The 19,277-nt window shown below is 31.8% G+C and carries 18 protein-coding genes; 14 read left to right on the top strand and 4 right to left on the bottom strand.

The window, feature by feature from the left end; translation table 11 throughout:
- Nucleotides 1-138: 138 nt before the first annotated feature.
- Nucleotides 139-2,586 carry a hypothetical protein gene (locus OS191_RS15070; RefSeq protein ID WP_267156525.1) on the top strand — a complete coding sequence of 816 codons (2,448 nt, stop codon included), beginning with the start codon at nt 139-141 and terminating at the stop codon, nt 2,584-2,586.
- 2 nt (nt 2,587-2,588) lie between these two features.
- On the opposite strand, the gene ytxJ is transcribed toward OS191_RS15070, so the two are convergent.
- Nucleotides 2,589-2,975 (bottom strand): bacillithiol system redox-active protein YtxJ, encoded by a 387-nt coding sequence (gene ytxJ / locus OS191_RS15075; protein WP_267156526.1) that lies wholly within the window; start codon nt 2,973-2,975, stop codon nt 2,589-2,591.
- Nucleotides 2,976-3,242: 267 nt separating this feature from the next.
- Between ytxJ and clpB the strand changes: the two genes are divergently transcribed.
- Nucleotides 3,243-5,852: an ATP-dependent chaperone ClpB gene (gene clpB / locus OS191_RS15080; protein WP_267156527.1), complete on the top strand. Its 2,610-nt coding sequence runs from the start codon at nt 3,243-3,245 to the stop codon at nt 5,850-5,852.
- A 149-nt stretch (nt 5,853-6,001) separates the two neighbouring features.
- Entirely contained in the window at nt 6,002-6,385 is a 384-nt protein-coding gene (locus OS191_RS15085) for a hypothetical protein (protein WP_267156528.1), read from the top strand.
- A 92-nt stretch (nt 6,386-6,477) separates the two neighbouring features.
- Here the strand turns inward: OS191_RS15085 and OS191_RS15090 are convergent, their stop codons facing one another.
- Nucleotides 6,478-7,107, bottom strand: a complete 630-nt coding sequence (locus tag OS191_RS15090; RefSeq protein ID WP_267156529.1) for an OmpW/AlkL family protein — start codon at nt 7,105-7,107, stop codon at nt 6,478-6,480.
- A gap of 281 nt (nt 7,108-7,388) precedes the next feature.
- Between OS191_RS15090 and deoC the strand changes: the two genes are divergently transcribed.
- From deoC to OS191_RS15105, 3 genes are read left to right on the top strand one after another with little or no spacing between them, the layout of a single operon-like run.
- Complete coding sequence (gene deoC / locus OS191_RS15095) at nt 7,389-8,060, top strand: deoxyribose-phosphate aldolase (RefSeq protein ID WP_267156530.1); 672 nt, start codon at nt 7,389-7,391, stop codon at nt 8,058-8,060.
- Nucleotides 8,061-8,082: 22 nt separating this feature from the next.
- On the top strand, nt 8,083-8,781 hold the full coding sequence (deoD, locus tag OS191_RS15100; RefSeq protein WP_267156531.1) for a purine-nucleoside phosphorylase: 699 nt from the start codon (nt 8,083-8,085) through the stop codon (nt 8,779-8,781).
- A gap of 42 nt (nt 8,782-8,823) precedes the next feature.
- Nucleotides 8,824-9,333 carry a phosphoglycerate mutase family protein gene (locus tag OS191_RS15105; RefSeq protein WP_267156532.1) on the top strand — a complete coding sequence of 170 codons (510 nt, stop codon included), beginning with the start codon at nt 8,824-8,826 and terminating at the stop codon, nt 9,331-9,333.
- Here OS191_RS15105 and OS191_RS15110 read toward each other — a convergent pair.
- Complete coding sequence (locus OS191_RS15110) at nt 9,326-10,066, bottom strand: DUF6503 family protein (protein ID WP_267156533.1); 741 nt, start codon at nt 10,064-10,066, stop codon at nt 9,326-9,328. The two genes, OS191_RS15105 and OS191_RS15110, sit on opposite strands and share 8 nt — an antisense overlap.
- Before the next feature lie 89 nt (nt 10,067-10,155).
- Between OS191_RS15110 and smpB the strand changes: the two genes are divergently transcribed.
- Both smpB and OS191_RS15120 read left to right on the top strand, forming a co-directional pair.
- Nucleotides 10,156-10,611 carry an SsrA-binding protein SmpB gene (smpB, locus tag OS191_RS15115; RefSeq protein WP_267156534.1) on the top strand — a complete coding sequence of 152 codons (456 nt, stop codon included), beginning with the start codon at nt 10,156-10,158 and terminating at the stop codon, nt 10,609-10,611.
- Between the two features lie 12 nt (nt 10,612-10,623).
- Nucleotides 10,624-11,157, top strand: coding sequence for a hypothetical protein (locus OS191_RS15120; protein WP_267156535.1), 534 nt, complete (start codon nt 10,624-10,626; stop codon nt 11,155-11,157).
- Here the strand turns inward: OS191_RS15120 and OS191_RS15125 are convergent.
- The gene (locus OS191_RS15125; protein ID WP_267156536.1) at nt 11,154-11,795 is read right to left on the bottom strand and encodes a protein-L-isoaspartate(D-aspartate) O-methyltransferase; all 642 of its coding nucleotides are present in this window, start codon (nt 11,793-11,795) and stop codon (nt 11,154-11,156) included. The two genes, OS191_RS15120 and OS191_RS15125, sit on opposite strands and share 4 nt — an antisense overlap.
- A 140-nt stretch (nt 11,796-11,935) precedes the next feature.
- On the opposite strand from OS191_RS15125, the gene OS191_RS15130 reads away from it, so the two are divergent.
- The 6 genes from OS191_RS15130 to OS191_RS15155 all read left to right on the top strand — a co-directional run bounded on the left by OS191_RS15130 (nt 11,936) and on the right by OS191_RS15155 (nt 19,271).
- Nucleotides 11,936-12,895 (top strand): Gfo/Idh/MocA family protein, encoded by a 960-nt coding sequence (locus tag OS191_RS15130; RefSeq protein ID WP_267156537.1) that lies wholly within the window; start codon nt 11,936-11,938, stop codon nt 12,893-12,895.
- A gap of 100 nt (nt 12,896-12,995) precedes the next feature.
- Nucleotides 12,996-13,886 carry a 3-hydroxyacyl-CoA dehydrogenase family protein gene (locus OS191_RS15135; protein WP_267156538.1) on the top strand — a complete coding sequence of 297 codons (891 nt, stop codon included), beginning with the start codon at nt 12,996-12,998 and terminating at the stop codon, nt 13,884-13,886.
- 58 nt (nt 13,887-13,944) lie between these two features.
- Nucleotides 13,945-15,183, top strand: a complete 1,239-nt coding sequence (locus OS191_RS15140) for a DUF1015 domain-containing protein (RefSeq protein WP_267156539.1) — start codon at nt 13,945-13,947, stop codon at nt 15,181-15,183.
- A gap of 67 nt (nt 15,184-15,250) precedes the next feature.
- Nucleotides 15,251-15,910: a YggS family pyridoxal phosphate-dependent enzyme gene (locus OS191_RS15145; RefSeq protein ID WP_267156540.1), complete on the top strand. Its 660-nt coding sequence runs from the start codon at nt 15,251-15,253 to the stop codon at nt 15,908-15,910.
- A gap of 53 nt (nt 15,911-15,963) precedes the next feature.
- Nucleotides 15,964-17,334 carry an exonuclease domain-containing protein gene (locus OS191_RS15150; protein ID WP_267156594.1) on the top strand — a complete coding sequence of 457 codons (1,371 nt, stop codon included), beginning with the start codon at nt 15,964-15,966 and terminating at the stop codon, nt 17,332-17,334.
- Nucleotides 17,331-19,271 (top strand): transglutaminase family protein, encoded by a 1,941-nt coding sequence (locus OS191_RS15155; RefSeq protein ID WP_267156541.1) that lies wholly within the window; start codon nt 17,331-17,333, stop codon nt 19,269-19,271. Before OS191_RS15150 ends, OS191_RS15155 begins: the two co-directional genes overlap by 4 nt.
- Nucleotides 19,272-19,277 lie beyond the last annotated feature (6 nt).

The following is a 19,277-nucleotide window of genomic DNA, read 5'->3' on the forward strand; positions in this document are numbered from 1 at the left end:
TAACATTCAGACCAAAAAAACATTTATTTTTAAAATAATAATTAAATTTGATAAACCCCAATAAAACCCTAAATGTTAAAATTTTAACAATTTGGCATTATTATTGTGATAATCGTCCTACATCTAAAACCTATCCGTATGAAAACTAATCTACTCTTCTTATTACTTCTTGTCACTTTAAGTATCTCGAGCCAAGAAAGTTTTTCAGAACAAACAAAAACCTTTTTAGATGAGAATACTTATCTAAATAATGTTGAAAAAGAGAAGTTTTATCTCCACACCAACAAAACCACCTATTATGCTGGAGAAAAGATTTGGTTTAAGGCCTACATTGTAGAAGATTCCAATAATAAACCCAATTTAAATACAACCAACATATTTGTAAATTTTTATTCTTCTGAAAAAAAATTAATTAGCAGTCAGCTTTATTATGCTGAAGCAGGTTTTGCTTATGGAGAAATGGAGATTCATCCAGATTTAATTTCTGGAACGTATTATATGGATATTGATACAAATAAAAATAGAAACTTTAAAAGCGGTTCGGTTATCCCAATTCAAATTTTAAGTACTACTGAAGATACTGAAAATGATGTTTTACTTACTGCCGAAACTAGCATAGCTGAAGTTAACAACCAAGACCAATACAACATGGTCTTTTTTCCAGAGAGCCAAACTATTCTAAAAGACAACCTAAACAACATTGCTTTTACCATAAAAAACAATCAAGTTCCAGTTAAAGCTTCAGGGAAAATTATAGATAATAAAACTGGGGAAACCGTTACTCGATTTATGAGCGACACCTATGGCATGGGTAAGTTTAACTTAATGTATAACAGTTCTTTTTCCGCTGTAATGAATATTAATGGCATTGAAAAATCGTTTGCATTGCCACAAGCAAGCCCAATGGGTTTCATTATTCAGAAAAAACTACAATCTAGTTATGAAAATACAACTTCCTTTTTATTAAAAACAAATTTAGCTACAAGTTCCAACTATAAAGACGAATCTTTAATTTTGGTATTACATAGAAACGGATTTGCGAAGTCTGTTGCTCCCATTGAAATAAACAAGGAAGCAACCAGCTATCAAATAAACTTCTTAAATAAAGATTTATTTTCTGGTATAAACACGCTTACCTTATTCGATAAAACCAACAAACCTATTTCGGAATATTCCTTTTGGAATGAGCCAGAAAACATAGAATTGGAAGTAACGCAATTTCAAGCCTCAACAGACTCCATTACACTAGACTTCAAGATGCTAAACAAACTGGCAGATGCTAATTTAAGTGTATCTGTATTGCCTGAAGCAACCATTTCTTATAACAATCAACAAAATATCATAACCGAATTTCAACTAACTCCTTACTTAAATGACACAGGGTTTAATTTAGCCAATTACTACAATAAAACCAATGGTAACAAGCATAGTATGGATTTAATAGTTCAAACAGCTAAAAAAAATAATCAAATTCAAAGAAATATTGCATCTGAAAACGACTTGGTTTTCCAGCCAGAACATGGCGTTAAAATAAGAGGTTCTGTCAATTCTAAAGATAAAGATTTATCTAAACACAAAGTGATGTTATCTTCAACCGAAAACAACATTCTATCTATAAAGCCTTTAAAAGGAAAGAACCAATTTGAATTCGATAGTTTGATGTTAGCACATCCTTCAAAATACAAATTAGCACTTTTAAATAAAAAAGGGGAAATTGAAAAAGCTAACTTTTACATCTATAAAGATTTTAATACATATCGTCCAGATAGCTTGCTTACCAAACCAATTGAAGAGTATTCTAAAACAAGATTTGAAACTGTATATACTTTAGAAGACGAATATTTACCTTTATTATTGGACGAAGAAGTTCTTGATGAAGTTTTAGTAAAAACCCAAGTAAAATCAGATTCCGAAATTTTAAAAACAAGAATCGAAGATAAGGTTATGGCTAAAGGATTCTCAAAAGTCTATATCCCAGATGAAAAAAGTTTTGCTGGAGCTGACTTGATTTTTTATTTTAGAACGCTTTCTAGTATTAAAGTTATTCAAGATACTCGATCTGTAGTTTTAATAAAATCTAGAGGACCTGGAGCTGGTTCGCTTAAAAAAAATGGACACCAAGAGCAATACTTAGTATATTTTGATGACATTCCTATGAATGACCATTCAGAATTACTAGGCATCCAGATGTTTGATATTGCATCAGTAACTGTAAACGCTACTGGAGCAGGATATGGGATTCAAGGTTCTGGAGGAGTTATTCACATTTACTCTAAAACTCCCGAAATAATGAAAGGTATTGGAAACTTAGCAAACCCAGATATTCAAATAAGCGAGACTGAGTTTGGGTTTTGCTTACCTAAAGAAACATTTAAGAATTCTGAAATATATTTCCCTAACCAAACATCGGAAGAATTATACAGCACCATCGATTGGATTCCAAATTTCTACTTAAACTCCAAAACACCTAATTATTTAACCATTAGCACAAAAAAACATAAAAACATAAGACTGTTTATTAATGGCATGAATGCCAATGGTCAATTGATTTATAAAATGGTAACCATTACAAAAGAATCTAATTAAGTTTAAAGAAATTGTTCTATGTCCAAACTATTTATAGAACCATGAGACGCATGTGCAACTACTACTCCATTTTTAATAATCAATAATTGTGGAGATTCGTGCATCACTTGAAACTTGTAGCCTGTTTCATTAGAAACATCGCGATAATTTAATAAATCTAAATAATATAAGTCTAAATTAACATTAACATCGTAGGCATCAATAAATTGATTCATTACCATCCTACTAATACCACAACGTGTTGAATGTTTAAAAATAACCTGTGTTTTAGTTTTAGATTTCTTTGCAACCTCATCTAACTGTGGCACACTTGTTAAAGCAATCCAAGGCAATATTTTTTCTTCTTTTTCTTCGGAAGAACCACTAAATATTTTATTAAAAAACCCCATGAAACATGTCTTTTTTATTCCCGTAAGAACGGGAATCTTATTAATTGATATTTATATCAGACGAAGCTATTTTTTAAACCTTACAAACTGACTAAAAGTCACACTCTTATTGGTGCAATCAGACATTTTGTCTTGCGCTTTGAGTTGGTAAGGTAATTGACTTACTAGTCATGTAAAGAACGTAAAAATTAACCTTGTCATAAAGAATAAAAGTAAAAAACTGAAAACTGTTTTACGTTTATCGAAATGACAATTAAATAATATTATATGAATCTAAATAATTATACCATAAAATCGCAAGAGGCCATTCAGCAAGCACAACAACTTGCACAAGGCTATGGCCATCAACAAATTGAAAATGAGCATCTTTTTAAAGCCATTTCTGAAGTTGATGAAAATGTATTACCATTTATCTTAAAAAAACTAAATATTAATATTCCTGTATTACAACAGGCTATTGATAAGCAATTAGAAAGCTATGCTAAAGTTTCTGGCGGAGATATCATGTTATCTCGTGAAGCAGGAAAAACACTTAACGAAGCGGCAATAGTTGCTAAAAAAATGAAAGACGATTATGTATCTATTGAACATTTAATCTTGGCCATTTTTAAATCTAATAGCAAAATCGCTCAGATGTTAAAAGATCAAGGCGCAACAGAAAAGGCACTTTTAGCAAGTATAGACGAATTAAGAAAAGGAGACAGAGTAACTTCCCAAAGTCAGGAAGAAACTTATAATTCCTTAAATAAATATGCAAAAAACCTAAATCAATTAGCAAAAGATGGCAAACTGGATCCTGTCATTGGTCGTGATGAAGAAATTCGTAGAATTCTTCAAATTCTATCTAGAAGAACTAAAAACAATCCCATATTAGTGGGAGAACCAGGAACAGGTAAAACAGCTATTGCTGAAGGTTTAGCGCACAGAATAATTGATGGAGACATTCCAGAAAACTTAAAAGACAAACAGATTTTCGCTCTAGATATGGGAGCGCTAATAGCAGGAGCCAAATATAAGGGTGAGTTTGAAGAACGCTTAAAAGCTGTTATCAAAGAAGTTACCGAAAGCGCAGGAGATATTGTCTTGTTTATAGACGAAATTCATACTCTTGTTGGTGCTGGTGGTGGACAAGGCGCCATGGATGCTGCTAATATTTTAAAACCGGCTTTAGCTAGAGGAGAACTTAGAGCTATTGGAGCTACAACTTTAGACGAGTACCAAAAATACTTTGAAAAAGACAAAGCTTTAGAAAGACGTTTTCAAAAAGTAATGGTAAACGAACCAGATACTGAAAGTGCCATTTCTATTTTGCGTGGTATTAAAGAAAAATACGAAACTCATCATAAAGTCCGTATTAAAGACGAAGCAATTATTGGTGCCGTAGAACTATCGGAACGTTATATCACAAACCGTTTTCTACCCGATAAAGCTATTGACTTAATGGATGAAGCAGCTTCTAAATTACGTATGGAAATAAATTCTAAACCAGAAGAATTAGATGTTTTAGATAGAAAAGTCATGCAATTAGAAATTGAAATCGAGGCCATTAAACGCGAAAAAGACGAGTCGAAATTAAAAACCTTACGCTCAGATTTAGCTAATTTAAAAGAAGAGCGAAACGAGATTAATGCCAAGTGGAAAAGCGAAAAAGAGGTTGTAGATAACATACAAACAACCAAAGCCAATATAGAGGATTTCAAACTAGAAGCAGAACGTGCCGAACGCGATGGCGATTATGGAAAAGTAGCTGAAATTCGTTATGGAAAAATCAAGGAAGCTCAAGAGGAGCTTGAAAAACTTCAAAAGGAGCTACAAGAAAATCAATCTGAGAGTTCTTTAATTAAAGAAGAAGTGACTTATGAGGATATTGCAGATGTAGTAGCCAAATGGACAGGAATTCCAGTAACTAAAATGATTCAGAGTGAACGTGAAAAACTCTTGAAATTAGAAGACGAATTACACAAACGTGTGGTTGGGCAGGAAGAAGCCATTGTTGCTGTTAGTGATGCCGTTAGACGCTCCAGAGCAGGTTTGCAAAATGCACAAAAACCCATTGGAACCTTCTTATTTTTAGGAACAACAGGTGTTGGAAAAACGGAATTAGCTAAAGCCTTGGCGGAATATTTGTTTGATGATGAAGCTGCTATGACTAGAATAGATATGAGCGAATATCAAGAACGTCATTCTGTAAGTAGATTAATTGGTGCACCTCCAGGATATGTTGGTTATGATGAAGGCGGGCAACTTACAGAGGCTGTTAGAAGAAAACCATATTCTGTAGTATTGCTTGATGAAATTGAAAAAGCACATCCTGACACCTTTAATATTCTGCTCCAAGTTTTAGACGAAGGTAGATTAACAGACAATAAGGGACGTGTAGCAGATTTTAAAAACACGATTATCATTATGACCTCAAATATTGGAAGTCATTTAATTCAAGAGCGTTTTGAAGCCACTAAAGATATAGCTTCGGCTATGGAAGCAGCCAAAATAGATGTTTTAGCACTTTTAAAACAAAGCGTAAGACCTGAGTTTTTAAATAGAATAGACGACACGATTATGTTTACACCTTTATCAAAAACTAATATTAAAGATATTGTTGGCTTACAATTAAAAGGTTTAACTAAAATGTTAGCTCAACAGCAAATAACTTTTGATGCCACAGAAGATGCTATCATATATTTAGCAGAAAAAGGCTACCATCCAGAATATGGAGCCAGACCAGTAAAGAGAGTTATTCAAAAAGAAGTATTAAATGAATTGAGCAAGGAGATATTGGCAGGAAAAGTCACTACAGATAGTATTATTTTATTAGATGCTTTCGACGATAAACTTGTATTTAGAAATCAATCAAATATGGTTGAACAAGACGTTTAATAAAAGAATTATTTTTTCATATGGTTAGTTGAAAAAGCAACGTAAATCTGAAAAGATGAGCGTTGTTTTTTTTATATTAATTTGGCCTTATTTAGTTTTATTTAATTAAAAATCAACATATTACACAATAAACATCAACACATTATTATATGGGAATGATTCATTATTACAATTATCCAGAAACAGAAATCTTTGTTTTTGATGAATTTTTAATCTGCCAGATTCGTGAAGGAGCAGAAATATATCCAGATCATAACCTAAAACTAAATGACATTATTCAAACACATTTTTCTGGTACAAATATGGTTTATATTTCTAATCGTGTTAACTCTTATTCTGTAGATCCATTAACTTATGTGCAAACTGAAAAAATTCCCAACCTGAAGGCTATTGCTATGATTCCTGAAACAGAACTCATGAAAAAGAGCGCCGAATTTGAACGTGATTTTTATGATAAACCTTATGAAATATTCAGTTGTTTAAGCGATGCCATTGAGTGGACACATCAAATTTTAAAAAATTGTAACTCATAGTCTTGTTAACTATTTCAACCAATTTTGAGATAAAAAAAAAGGCTTCCAGAAAATTCTAGTAGCCTTTTAAAATATATCCTGATTTTATATTTTTAGAACTTTCGTCCTACACCTAATCCTATAATAAAAGGATTGATGTCTACTTCAACCGGTAAAACCCCTGCCCCAGTATCCACGTCTACATCCGTAGATAGCAGCAACTGTTTTAAATCTAAGTTTAAGAACCATTTATCATTTAAACTATAATCTACACCTGCTTGGAATGAAAATCCAAATGAATTTTCATAATCCATGCCTGCAACATCACCTTCATCTACTCCATAAAAAATAGTATAGTTAATACCAGCTCCTACATATGGTTTAAAATCCCCAGCATAAAAATGATATTGTAAATTTAAAGTTGGTGGCAATAACCATACATGCCCTAAATCTATATTAGACAAATTATCTCCAACCTCAACATCGTGTTTTGTTGTTCCTAAAATTAATTCGGCTGCAATATTTTTAGTAAAGAAATAGGTAAAGTCCAATTCTGGAACAAAAGACGTCGAGATATCCACATCTAAACCGTCTAAATTATCTCCAGGTGAAGGTATTACTGAAATGATACGAAAACGGGCTTGCCATTTACTGTAGTCTTGAGAACTTGAAGAAGCCTCCTGTGCTTGGGCATTAAAAACAAATAAAAAAGCAATTAATGCGCTAAAAATTATTTTTTTCATGGGTAAATATTTAGTTATTATTTACTTCAAAAATAACCTCTATAAACCCCCTAAATGCTGACAAAAGTCATATAAAAAAAACAGCCTTGTAACATGCTTATTTTCAAAAACATACTCAATAATTTAGATAAAATAAACCTCAAACTTCTAAAATATTTAAAAATTGGTTAAAGAAAACATGCATTAAACTCATAAATTTTTAATAATTTTTCAAATTGCATGATGCAAATGCAAACAGTTAATCGTATTTTTGTTACACCTTAACCTATAAAATAGCAAATATGTCCATTAACAAATATATAGACCATACCCTCTTAAAACCCACTGCCTCCAAGACAGATATTAAAATACTTTGCGATGAAGCAAAACAATATAGATTCTATTCTGTTTGTGTTAATAGTTATTATGTGTCTTTAGCAAAACATTTGTTAACACGCAGTAACGTAAAAGTATGTTCGGTTGTTGGTTTTCCCTTAGGAGCTATGAGTACGGATGCCAAGGTGTTTGAAGCCACTAAAGCTGTTGAAGATGGTGCAGACGAAATAGACATGGTTATAAATATTGGCATGCTTAAAAGCAAAAATTTTGTCGCAGTATATAAAGATATTTGCGATGTTAAATTAGCTATTGGTAGCGTAACATTAAAAGTTATTTTAGAAATTAGTGAACTTTCTAAAAATGAAATTATTAAGGCCTGTCAGATTTGTTTAGATGCTAAAGCCGACTTTATTAAAACATCTACCGGATTTTCTAAAAGCGGAGCAACTTTAACTGCTGTAAAAATGATTAGAAAAACCATTAAAAATAAAGCCAAGATTAAAGCCTCTGGTGGCATTAAAAATATAGAAACAGCATTAAAATATATAGATGCTGGTGCAGATAGAATTGGTACTTCTTCTGGCATAGATATCGTAACTGAAAAAAAGTCTGCTATTACCAGTAGTGATTATTAATTTTACAATCTAACTTAATTTTATGAGTGTACATATAGAAGCAAAACAAGGAGAAATTGCCGAAACCATTCTGCTACCTGGAGACCCATTACGTGCTAAATGGATTGCCGAAACCTTTTTAGAAAACCCAATTTGCTTTAATAAAGTTAGAGGCATGTTAGGCTATACTGGAACTTACAATGGTAAACGTGTTTCTGTAATGGGAACAGGAATGGGAGTACCTAGTATATCCATTTATGCTCACGAATTAATTACAGAATATGGCGTTAAAAACCTTATTCGCGTAGGAAGCTCTGGATCCTATCAAAAACATGTAAAAATTAGAGATATTGTGTTAGCTATGGCTGCATCTTCAAATTCTGGAGTAAACGAATTGCGTTTTGGTGGTGCAGACTATGCTCCAACAGCAAATTTTGAATTGTTTCAAAAAGCCGTAGAAGCTGCTAAAAAGAAAAACATTCCACTTAAAGCTGGAAATGTATTTACATCGGATGAATTTTATGCAGACGATTTCGAATCTTATAAAAAATGGTCTAAATTTGGAGTGCTTTGTGTAGAAATGGAAACTGCAGGACTTTACACAGTGGCTGCTAAGCACAATGTAAACGCACTTACTATTTTAACTATTTCAGATTCTTTGGTTACTGGAGAACGTACTACAAGCAAAGAACGCGAAACCACCTTTAAAGATATGATTGATATTGCCCTAGAATTGGCTTAAATATTCTCTAAATTATAATACAATTGCGTTTATCAAAATACTATGAAATATTTACTTATTCTTGTATTTGCCGGTTTTACTAGTTTTTTTAGTTGTGCTCAAAAAGATAATTCTCAAGAAACTACTACCTACTACTTCATTCGTCATGCTGAAAAAGATAGAACGGATGCTACAAATAAAAATCCCCATTTAACCCAAATAGGAATAGCTAGAGCAGAAAAATGGCGTAACATTTTACAACATATTCCATTCGATAAAATATATTCTACAGATTATAACAGAACTTTAGAAACTGCCCAACCTACTGCTACAAAAAACGGCTTAGAAATAATTATCTACAACGATAAAGAAACGGATATCAACCCATTTTTAAATGATACTAAAGGAGAAACTGTTTTAATTGTTGGACATAGTGACACAACACCACAATTTGTGAATCGTATTTTAGATTCCAAGAAATATAAAGATATAGACGACAGTAATAATGGTAATTTATATATCATTACCATTATAAATGGTAAAAAATTGGATCAGGTTTTGACTATTAATTAACGGTCACGTTTTTTAATTCTATTTTAGATAGCAAAACTAATTGATTCTCTTCAAACAACTTTCCTAAGTCATCAACCTTTACTTTGGTTGTTTTTGGTTTAAAGTTATTATAATCTACAAATCGAATGCCATTAACAAAGCGTTCGTTGTAGGCTTCTCTAAACCGAAAGCCTAAATCATCTATTTCTTTATAAGAATAAGCTAAATATGAAACTTTAAAAGTTTCAGTACTTATCCAATACACAAAAACATCTTCATAGTCTTCTCCTCCTCCATCTTTGTTAAAAGTTACTTGTATTTTATAATGGTTTTTACCTTTAATAATCTCTTCTCCCAAAAATGTTTTTACAACAGCAGGATCATTTAACCCATAAGGCAACACTGAAAAATAATGAACTGAATTTACCGAAGCTGCATATTTTACAACCATAGAATCTGGTATTTCTAAAGATTCATTTTCAACATAACGATTAAAACCATTGTTATCTAACACGTCTTTAACATTAAAAATGGAATCTTTAAAATGTCGTTCCAATTGAAAATCTCCTTGATTTCGCTTTGCTTTGTAATGTTTATCTCTAAAATCGAATGTTATTGTAGAAACATCAAATTTGTTTCCTCCAGAAGCTTCAATGGAGTTATTAATAATCTCAATAGCATTTAATGCTGAGGAATCTTGGTTTTTACAGGATAAAAAAACAGATAATAATAAAAATAAAACAAGCTTATTCATAAAATATATTTTAAAGTATCAGAGTAAAAATAAGGATAACTTTCCAAGAGTTCTTAAAAGTTCTTTTAAATTATTTACCTTTGGCTTGTATGCAAAAAAAAGTCAATATAAAAAACAAAAAGGCCAAGTTTCAATACGAAATATTGGATAAGTTTACTGCTGGAATTGTTTTAACTGGAACAGAAATTAAATCTATTAGAGACAGCAAAGCTTCCATTGCAGAAAGCTTCTGTGAGTTTAACGATAGAGGAGAATTGTTTGTTGTAAACATGACTATTGAAGAATATATTTACGGCACGTATTACAACCATAAACCTAAAGCAACAAGGAAGTTATTGTTAAATAAAAGAGAGCTTAAGAAACTTGAAAAAGAAGTTAACACATCGGGTTTAACCATCATTCCGCTAAATTTATTTATCAATGAAAAAGGACTTGCAAAACTAGTTATTGCTTTAGCTAAAGGAAAAAAACTATTTGATAAAAGAGAGGCCATAAAAGATCGAGATAATAAGGTAAGATTGGACAGAATTAAAAAAAGTTTCTAATATTATTACACCATGAAAAAAATTATTTTATTGCTTTCTATAATTGTTTTAAACCTGCATACAAATGCACAAGAAAGCGCTATAAAATATGGACATAAAGTAAAAACTTTAGAAACCACCATACAAACACTTTACAATGTGGTTTCTGGACCACAAGGCGAGAAAAGAGATTGGGATTTATATAAATACTTGTTTCTCCAAGATGCTAAACTTATTCCTTCCAGAAAAAATGAAGAAGGGTATTATATAACTAGATATATGTCGCCATCAGATTATATTTCTATCTCAGAAACCTGGTTGATTGAAAATGGTTTTTTTGAAAAGGAAATTCACAGAACTGTGGATATCTTTGGAAACATAGCCCACGTTTTTAGTACCTACGAGTCTTACCAAAACGAAACAGACCTTAAGCCCTATATGAGTGGTCTTAAAAGCATCCAGCTGTTTTTTGATGGATTTAGATGGTGGATTGTTAATATATATTGGACTCAAGAAACTGAAGACAATCCCATTCCTGTAGAATATTTGCCTAGATCTAGATATTAGTTTTTATCTTCTAATAAGGGTACAAATCTAAACTCACCAAACTCGTGTTTTTCAAATTCCTTGGCGCCATTTCTAATAAATAGAGTCATAGTTTGAACCTCGTCTCCAACAGGAATTACTAATCGCCCACCAATAGCAAGCTGACTCAATAAAGGTTTTGGTACAAAAGGCGCACCAGCTGTTACAATAATACCTTTAAAAGGTGCCTCTTCTTTTAAACCAATATAACCATCTCCAAAAATAAGTTTCTTAGCTATATAACCTAATTTTGGTAAAAACTTACTGGTTTTTTTATACAATTCACGCTGTCTCTCTATGCTGTAAACAACAGCTCCAAGCTCGCACAAAACAGCTGTCTGGTAGCCACTTCCAGTACCAATTTCTAATATTTTATCTCCGGGCTTCACTTGTAATAACTCTGTTTGGAAAGCTACAGTGTATGGTTGAGAAATGGTTTGGTCTGCAGCAATTGGAAACGCTTTATCCTGATATGCATGATCCAGGAAGCCTGAATCCATAAACATATGTCGTGGAATATTTCCAATGGCTTCCAAAACCTTTTCGTCTTTAATGCCTTTGCTTTTTATAATTTCAACTAGTTGTTGTCTTAAGCCTTTATGTTTAAAAGTATCTTTCAATGGTAGGTAAATTTTCAAGGCTAAAATAAATCAATAAGCAACAAGTTCAAAGCTTAAAGTTTTAAACTTTCGTTTAAATTCTATTTTCTATTCTTCAATTTCTAAAAGGAAAATCTTATTTTTGTTGAAAACGTAAAAACATGCTAAAAGCTGGAGTTCTAGGTGCTGGTCATCTTGGGAAAATTCATTTAAGGCTTCTTAATCAATCAGATAAATATCAACTTGTTGGTTTTTATGATGCAGATGAAGCCAATGCAAAAAAAATAGAAGCTGAATTTGGCTATAAATACTTTAACTCTATCGATTCTTTAATTGAAGCTGTAGACATGGTAGATATAGTTACACCAACACTTTCGCATTATGAATGTGCCATAAAAGCCATCGATAAAGGCAAACATATTTTTATAGAAAAACCTATTACAAATACTGTTGAAGAAGCTGAACATATTAGAGAACTTTTAGCACAACACAATATTCGTGGACAAGTAGGACATGTAGAAAGGTTCAATCCTGCTTACTTGGCAGTGAAAGATCAGATTATAAACCCCATGTTTATTGAGACCCATCGTTTAGCAGAATTTAATCCTCGTGGTACAGATGTTCCAGTAGTTTTGGATTTGATGATTCACGACATAGATATTATTTTAAGTGTAGTAAAATCTAAAGTCAAGAATGTATCTGCAAGTGGTGTTTCGGTAATTAGCGACACCCCAGATATTGCTAATGCCAGAATAGAATTCGAAAATGGTTGTGTGGCAAATTTAACTGCAAGCAGAATTTCTTTAAAGAATATGCGTAAATCGCGTTTCTTTCAAAAAGATGCATATATCTCAATTGATTTCTTAGAAAAGAAATGCGAAGTAGTAAAAATGAAAGATGCCCCAAAAAACCCAGGGGATTTCGATATGATTCTTCAAAATGCTGAAGGTGTAAAAAAACAGATTTATTTCGACAATCCAGAAATAGCCAGTAATAATGCAATTTTGGACGAACTAGAATCTTTTGCTGATGCTATAAACAATAACAGATCGCCTGTTGTAACTCTTCACGATGGTACCGAAGCTTTACGTGTTGCGACCATGATTATAAATCAGTTTTAATTCCAACAAAAGTAAAAATCTCATCATTTTAACTAAAATGAATTTTTAATTAACAAAAAACAAGATTCCCTTTTACAAGGGAATAAAAAATAAATTTTTTATGAAAAACGTAGCAGTTATAGGAGCTGGAACCATGGGAAATGGTATTGCACATACTTTTGCTCAAAGTGGATTTAAAGTACAACTTATAGATATTAATGAGGCTTCTTTAAAAAGAGGTATGGACACCATCTCTAAAAATTTAGATAGAATGGTTGCTAAGGAAAAAATAACTGAAGTAGACAAAACACAAACTTTAGGAAATATTACCACATTCACCAATATAAATGAAGGTGTTAAGCATGCTGGTTTAGTCGTTGAGGCCGCAACAGAAAACATCGATTTAAAGCTAAAGATATTCAAACAGTTAGATGAAGCATGTGCAAAAGACACTATTTTAGCAAGTAATACGTCGTCTATTTCCATTACACAAATCGCAGCTGCAACTTCAAGACCAAAAATGGTAATAGGAATGCATTTTATGAATCCTGTTCCAATTATGAAATTGGTTGAAATTATTCGTGGGTATAATACCAGCGACGAGGTTACTAATACCATTATGGAACTTTCTAAAAAGTTAGGAAAAACGCCAACAGAAGTAAACGATTATCCTGGTTTTGTAGCTAATAGAATTTTAATGCCAATGCTTAATGAAGCCATTGAAACACTTTATAATGGTGTTGCTGGTGTTGAAGAAATAGATACGGTTATGAAACTTGGCATGGCTCACCCAATGGGTCCATTACAATTGGCAGATTTTATTGGCTTAGATATTTGTTTATCAATTTTAAACGTGATGTACGACGGTTTTAAAAACCCTAAATATGCACCTTGCCCTCTATTAGTAAATATGGTTATGGCTGGAAAACTAGGCGTTAAATCTGGAGAAGGTTTTTACGATTATTCGGAAAGTAGAAAAGCTGAGAATGTCGCGAAACAATTTTTAAAGTAAACAGGTACAGTCATAACTTTCAGACATTACTCAATACTGAGACTGTAAACTAAAACCTATGTCTAAAATAATTCCTTTTAAAGCAGTACATCCAACCCGAGACAAAGTAAGTCTTGTGGCAGCACGTTCGTACCAAAGTTATTCTAAGGAACAAGTAGAATCTCGCTTACGCGACAATCCGTTTTCCTTTTTACAAATAGTAAATCCGGGTTATAGATTTGACAAAGAGATCTCAGGTGAAGCGAGATATAATTTAGTAAAAAATAGATACCTAGAATTCAAGGAAGATGGTATTTTTATTCAAGATGAAAAACCTTGCTACTATATCTATAAAATTGTCGATAGAGAGCAACAGGAGTTTAATGGCATTGTAGCTGCAGCAAGTGCTCTAGATTATGAAAACGATATTATTAAAAAGCATGAAGACACCATTGAATATCGAGAAATTATATTTAAAGACTATCTAAAAACGGTTGGTTTTAATGCAGAGCCTGTACTCTTAACCTACCCTGATAATTCTGTGATTGAATCAATAATTAAGAAAACACAAAAGGAAAGAGCTGAATTTGAGTTTACAACAACCTATAGAGACACGCACTATTTATGGAAGGTTGATAATCAAAAAACTCTTGCAATCATTCAAAAAGAATTTGAAAATATTCCAACTATTTATATTGCAGATGGACACCATAGATCTGCTTCTTCCTATTTACTTTACAAAGATTTAAAAGATATAAATCCAGTACATCATGGAAATGAACCTTATAATTTTTTTATGAGTTATTTAATTCCTGAATCCGATTTACAAATTCATGCATTCAATAGATTGGTTAAGGATTTAAATGGTTTAACTAAAGAAGAGTTTTTAATTCAGTTAGACACTTTTTACCGAATTGAAAACAGAGGAAAAATGCCTTATCAACCAACTAAGAAACATCATTTTAGCATGTATTTAGATGGCGATTTTTATTCTCTTCATTTACGAAAAACCATTTATAACATAGAAACCTCTTTAGATGGTTTAGATTCTCAAATTCTTTATAAAACCATTTTAGAACCTATTTTAGGAATTGAAGATTTACGCAACGACCAACGTATTTCTTACATTAATGGAAAAAAAGATTTGGTGAACATTAAAAGTAGTGTGGATAGTGGCGAATCTAGAGTTGGTTTTGTGATGATTCCTGTTACTGTGGAAGAAATGAAACAAATAGCTGACGACGGCTTGATTATGCCTCCAAAAAGCACCTATATTGAGCCTAAACTTAGAAGTGGTATTACCATTTATGAATTTTAAATTCCTGCGAAGGCAGAAGTTTTAAGTTTGAAAGTCAGAATATATTACTCAAGAATAACAATTATACATGTCAATACAACAAAACCTCAACAGCATAAAATCGGCTATTCCAGAATACGTAACACTTGTTGCTGTGTCTAAAACCAAACCTGTTAGCGACCTTATGGAAGCTTATCAAGCTGGACAACGCATTTTTGGTGAAAACAAAATTCAGGAGATGGTTGAAAAACATGAAGAAATGCCAAAAGACATTCAATGGCATATGATTGGACATGTACAACGAAACAAAGTAAAATACATGGCGTCGTTTGTAAGTTTAATCCATGGAGTTGAAAACTTTAAAACGCTTAAAGAAATAAATAAACAAGCTAAGAAACACGATAGAGTAATTGACTGTTTGCTTCAAATAAAAATAGCTGCAGAAGACTCTAAATTTGGAATGACAGAAAACGATGCTACAGAGATATTAAAGTCTAGCGATTTTTCAGAATTAAAAAACATCAACGTGGTTGGTGTTATGGGCATGGCTACGTTTACAGACAACCAAGAGCAGATAAAAAAAGAATTTACGCAACTAAAATCTAATTTCAATCAGTTAAAAACTATTTATTCTGACTTAAAAATTATTTCTATGGGAATGAGTGGCGATTATCCATTAGCAATTACTTGTGGGAGTAATATGATTCGCGTTGGAAGTAGTATCTTTGGGGAACGAAATTATAATTAATAAAAGTCTTCATTCTTTATCAAAGACTTAACAATATAAAAAAAAAGCATACCATTTACGCCATATTAGACATAGAAACCACTGGTGGAAAGTATAACGAAGAAGGCATTACCGAAATAGCCATCTATAAATTCGATGGACATCAAGTGGTCGATCAATTTATTAGCTTAGTAAATCCAGAGAGAGAAATTCAACCCTTTGTAGTCAACCTTACTGGCATTAATAGCAACATGCTAAAAAATGCTCCTAAATTTTACGAAGTCGCTAAACGCATCATAGAGATTACAGAAGATTGTGTGATTGTAGCACATAATTCTGAGTTTGACTATAGAATTTTACGCACAGAGTTTAAGCGCTTAGGCTTTCCTTTTAAAAGGAAAACACTTTGCACAGTGTCGCTATCTAAAACGCTTATTCCTGATCAAGCCTCATACAGTTTAGGGAAACTTACTAGAGCTTTAGGAATTCCTGTTAGCGACAGACACAGAGCCAATGGAGATGCTATTGCAACGGTAAAACTTTTTAAAATGCTTCTTGCTAAAGATGTTAAAAAGGTGATAGTTAAAGATGCCATTGTTGTGGAGCCTACTTTTAAGATGGAGCCAAGTTTAAAACAAATTATAAATAATCTTCCACATATCACTGGTGTATACTATATTCATAATGAACATGGTGAAATAATATACATTGGTAAGAGTAAGAATATTAAAAACAGACTTAGTCAGCATTTTACCAACACAAATTCTAAGTCTAAGAAAATTCAGCTTCAAACGGCAGCTGTCACTTATGACTCTACAGGAAACGAGTTAATCGCTCTTTTAAAAGAAAGCGAAGAGATAAAAAGTAATAAACCTATTTTTAACAGAGCACTACGTAGAACTATTTTTACACACGCACTCTATAGTTTTGTTGACAACGATGGCTATATTAATTTAAAAATTGATAAAGCAGATGGCAGAAGAAAAGCCATCACTACATTTAGCACAAGAAACAGCGCCAAACAATTTTTATTTAATGCTGTAGAAGAATTTAATCTTTGTCAAAAACTTTCTGGATTATATCCAACAAAAAGCAGCTGTTTTAATTATACAATCAAGCAATGCCAAGGCGCTTGTATTAAAGAAGAAGCGTCAGACACTTATAACGAACGTGTTAACAAACTTATAGAGAAACACAGCTATAAAAATATAAATATGGTTATAGTAGATAAAGGTCGAGAAGTTTCTGAGCGCAGTGTTATTTTAATAAAAAATGGTGTTTTTGTTGGTTACGGCTATGTTAATTTAAATTATCAAATTACCAATATTAATGTGTTAGAATCTGTAATAACTCCCATGGAAAACAATAGAGACACACAACATATTATTCAAAATTATTTAAGAAGAAATAAGAACCTTAAAATAATCCTCCTTGATAGTAAATGAAATTAATCTACCTCACCTTCTTACTGATTATTCCTTTAACTTTTAAAGCACAATCTGAATTTAATGCAATTGATTATTCAGTAACTCTTGGCGATCTTGAAACCAAAATTTTCGATAAAGATTCTACTGCAAATGCCTTAGTTATTTATGAATATGGCAATAGCTACATAGACGATAGAACTTTTAAACTCGTTTCGGAAGTAAAACGAAAAATAAAAATCATTAACAGTAAAGGTTTTGACAAAGCAACTATAACAGTTATTTTATACAATGACGGTAAGAAAAAAGAAAAACTTAGAAATGTTGTTGCAACCACCTATAATTTAAAAGGAACCTCCGTTGTTCATACAAAATTAAGAGATAGTGAGATTTTTGAAGAAAGGTATAACGACAATTATACCTTAGCAAAATTTACACTGCCAAATATTAATGAAGGCTCTGTCTTAACTTACAGTTACACCACAGAATCTCCCTATGTTTTTAATTATAAGGGTTGGGAATTTCAAGACGATATTCCAAAACTATATAGTGAGTACAACACAAGTATTCCTGCAAATTATGAGTATCATATTAAGTTGGTAGGGTTTTTAAAATTAAAAGTAAACCAAAGCAACATTGAAAGATATTGCTTGACGGTTAATGGAGGTGGATATTCAGACTGTACAATTTCTAAATATGTTATGGAAGATGTTCCTGCATACAAAGAAGAAGACTATACAACCACTAAAGACAACTATTTGGCTAAAATAGGTTATGAGCTTAATACCGTAAAGTTGTTTGATGGCAGAATAGACAAAATAAGCAAAACCTGGAAAGATGTCGATAAAGAATTAAGATCTGACAACAGATTTGGGAAGCAATTAAATGTAAATATTTCAAATGATTCATTTATTTCTGAAACAGATGATTTAAAAAGAGCTGAAAACATTTATTCTTACGTGCAAAACGAATATACATGGAATGAAAACTTTAATATTTTCGGCGATACTTCTGTAAGAGATTTATTAAAAAATAAATCTGGAAATGTGAGTGAAATAAACATTCTTTTGCACAATCTTCTTGAAGAAAACAACATAGCTGTCAAGCCTGTGTTATTATCAACTAGAGCAAATGGTTTTGCCACAAAGCTATTTCCGGTAATTTCAGAATTTAATTATTTAATTGTTCAAGCAACTATTAATAACAAAACCTATTTACTAGATGCCACAGATAGTTATTTACCTTTTGGAGAACTCCCTTTTAGATGTTTAAACCAAGATGGAAGATTATTAGATTTTAAAAAAGGAAGCTCTTGGATAGATGTCACTCCAGGTAAAACATCAACCATTCAATACAAAGTAGATTTAAAATTAGAAGAAGATATTTTGGTTGGAAAACTATATACAACTGCTACGGGTTATCAAGCCTTACCTTTAAAAAAGAGTTATTATAATAATAAAACCACCTATATAAATGAATATAAAGAAAGGTATCCTTCAATTTTATTTACAGATCACAAGGTAACTAGCAAAGGAAAATCAAGTGATATGTATTTAGAAGAATTTGGTATAGAATATGCTACAGAAGACATTGGTGGAAAATTATACATCAATCCGTTTCTATTTAAATTATTGGAGGAAAACCCTTTGAAACTTAAAGAAAGAACTTATCCAATAGACTTTGGGTACAAAGATGCCTATTTATATACTCTAAAAATAGATTTAGATAAAAACTACGAAATTCTCGAAATTCCTAAAGAATTAAAGATTAGTTTACCTAATAACAAAGGCCTTTTAATTTTTAGCACAAAAATAGTTGAAGGTTCTATTATATTATACTTTAAGTTTAATTTTAAAGAAACCATCTATAATCCAGAGTATTATGAAAGTTTAAAACAATTTATGGGGACAATTGTCGACATTCAAAAAAACTCCTTAATCGTATTAAAAGGTAAATAGCAATTC

It is taken from the genome of Xanthomarina sp. F2636L (assembly GCF_026410195.1).
Taxonomy (GTDB): Bacteria; Bacteroidota; Bacteroidia; order Flavobacteriales; family Flavobacteriaceae; genus Xanthomarina.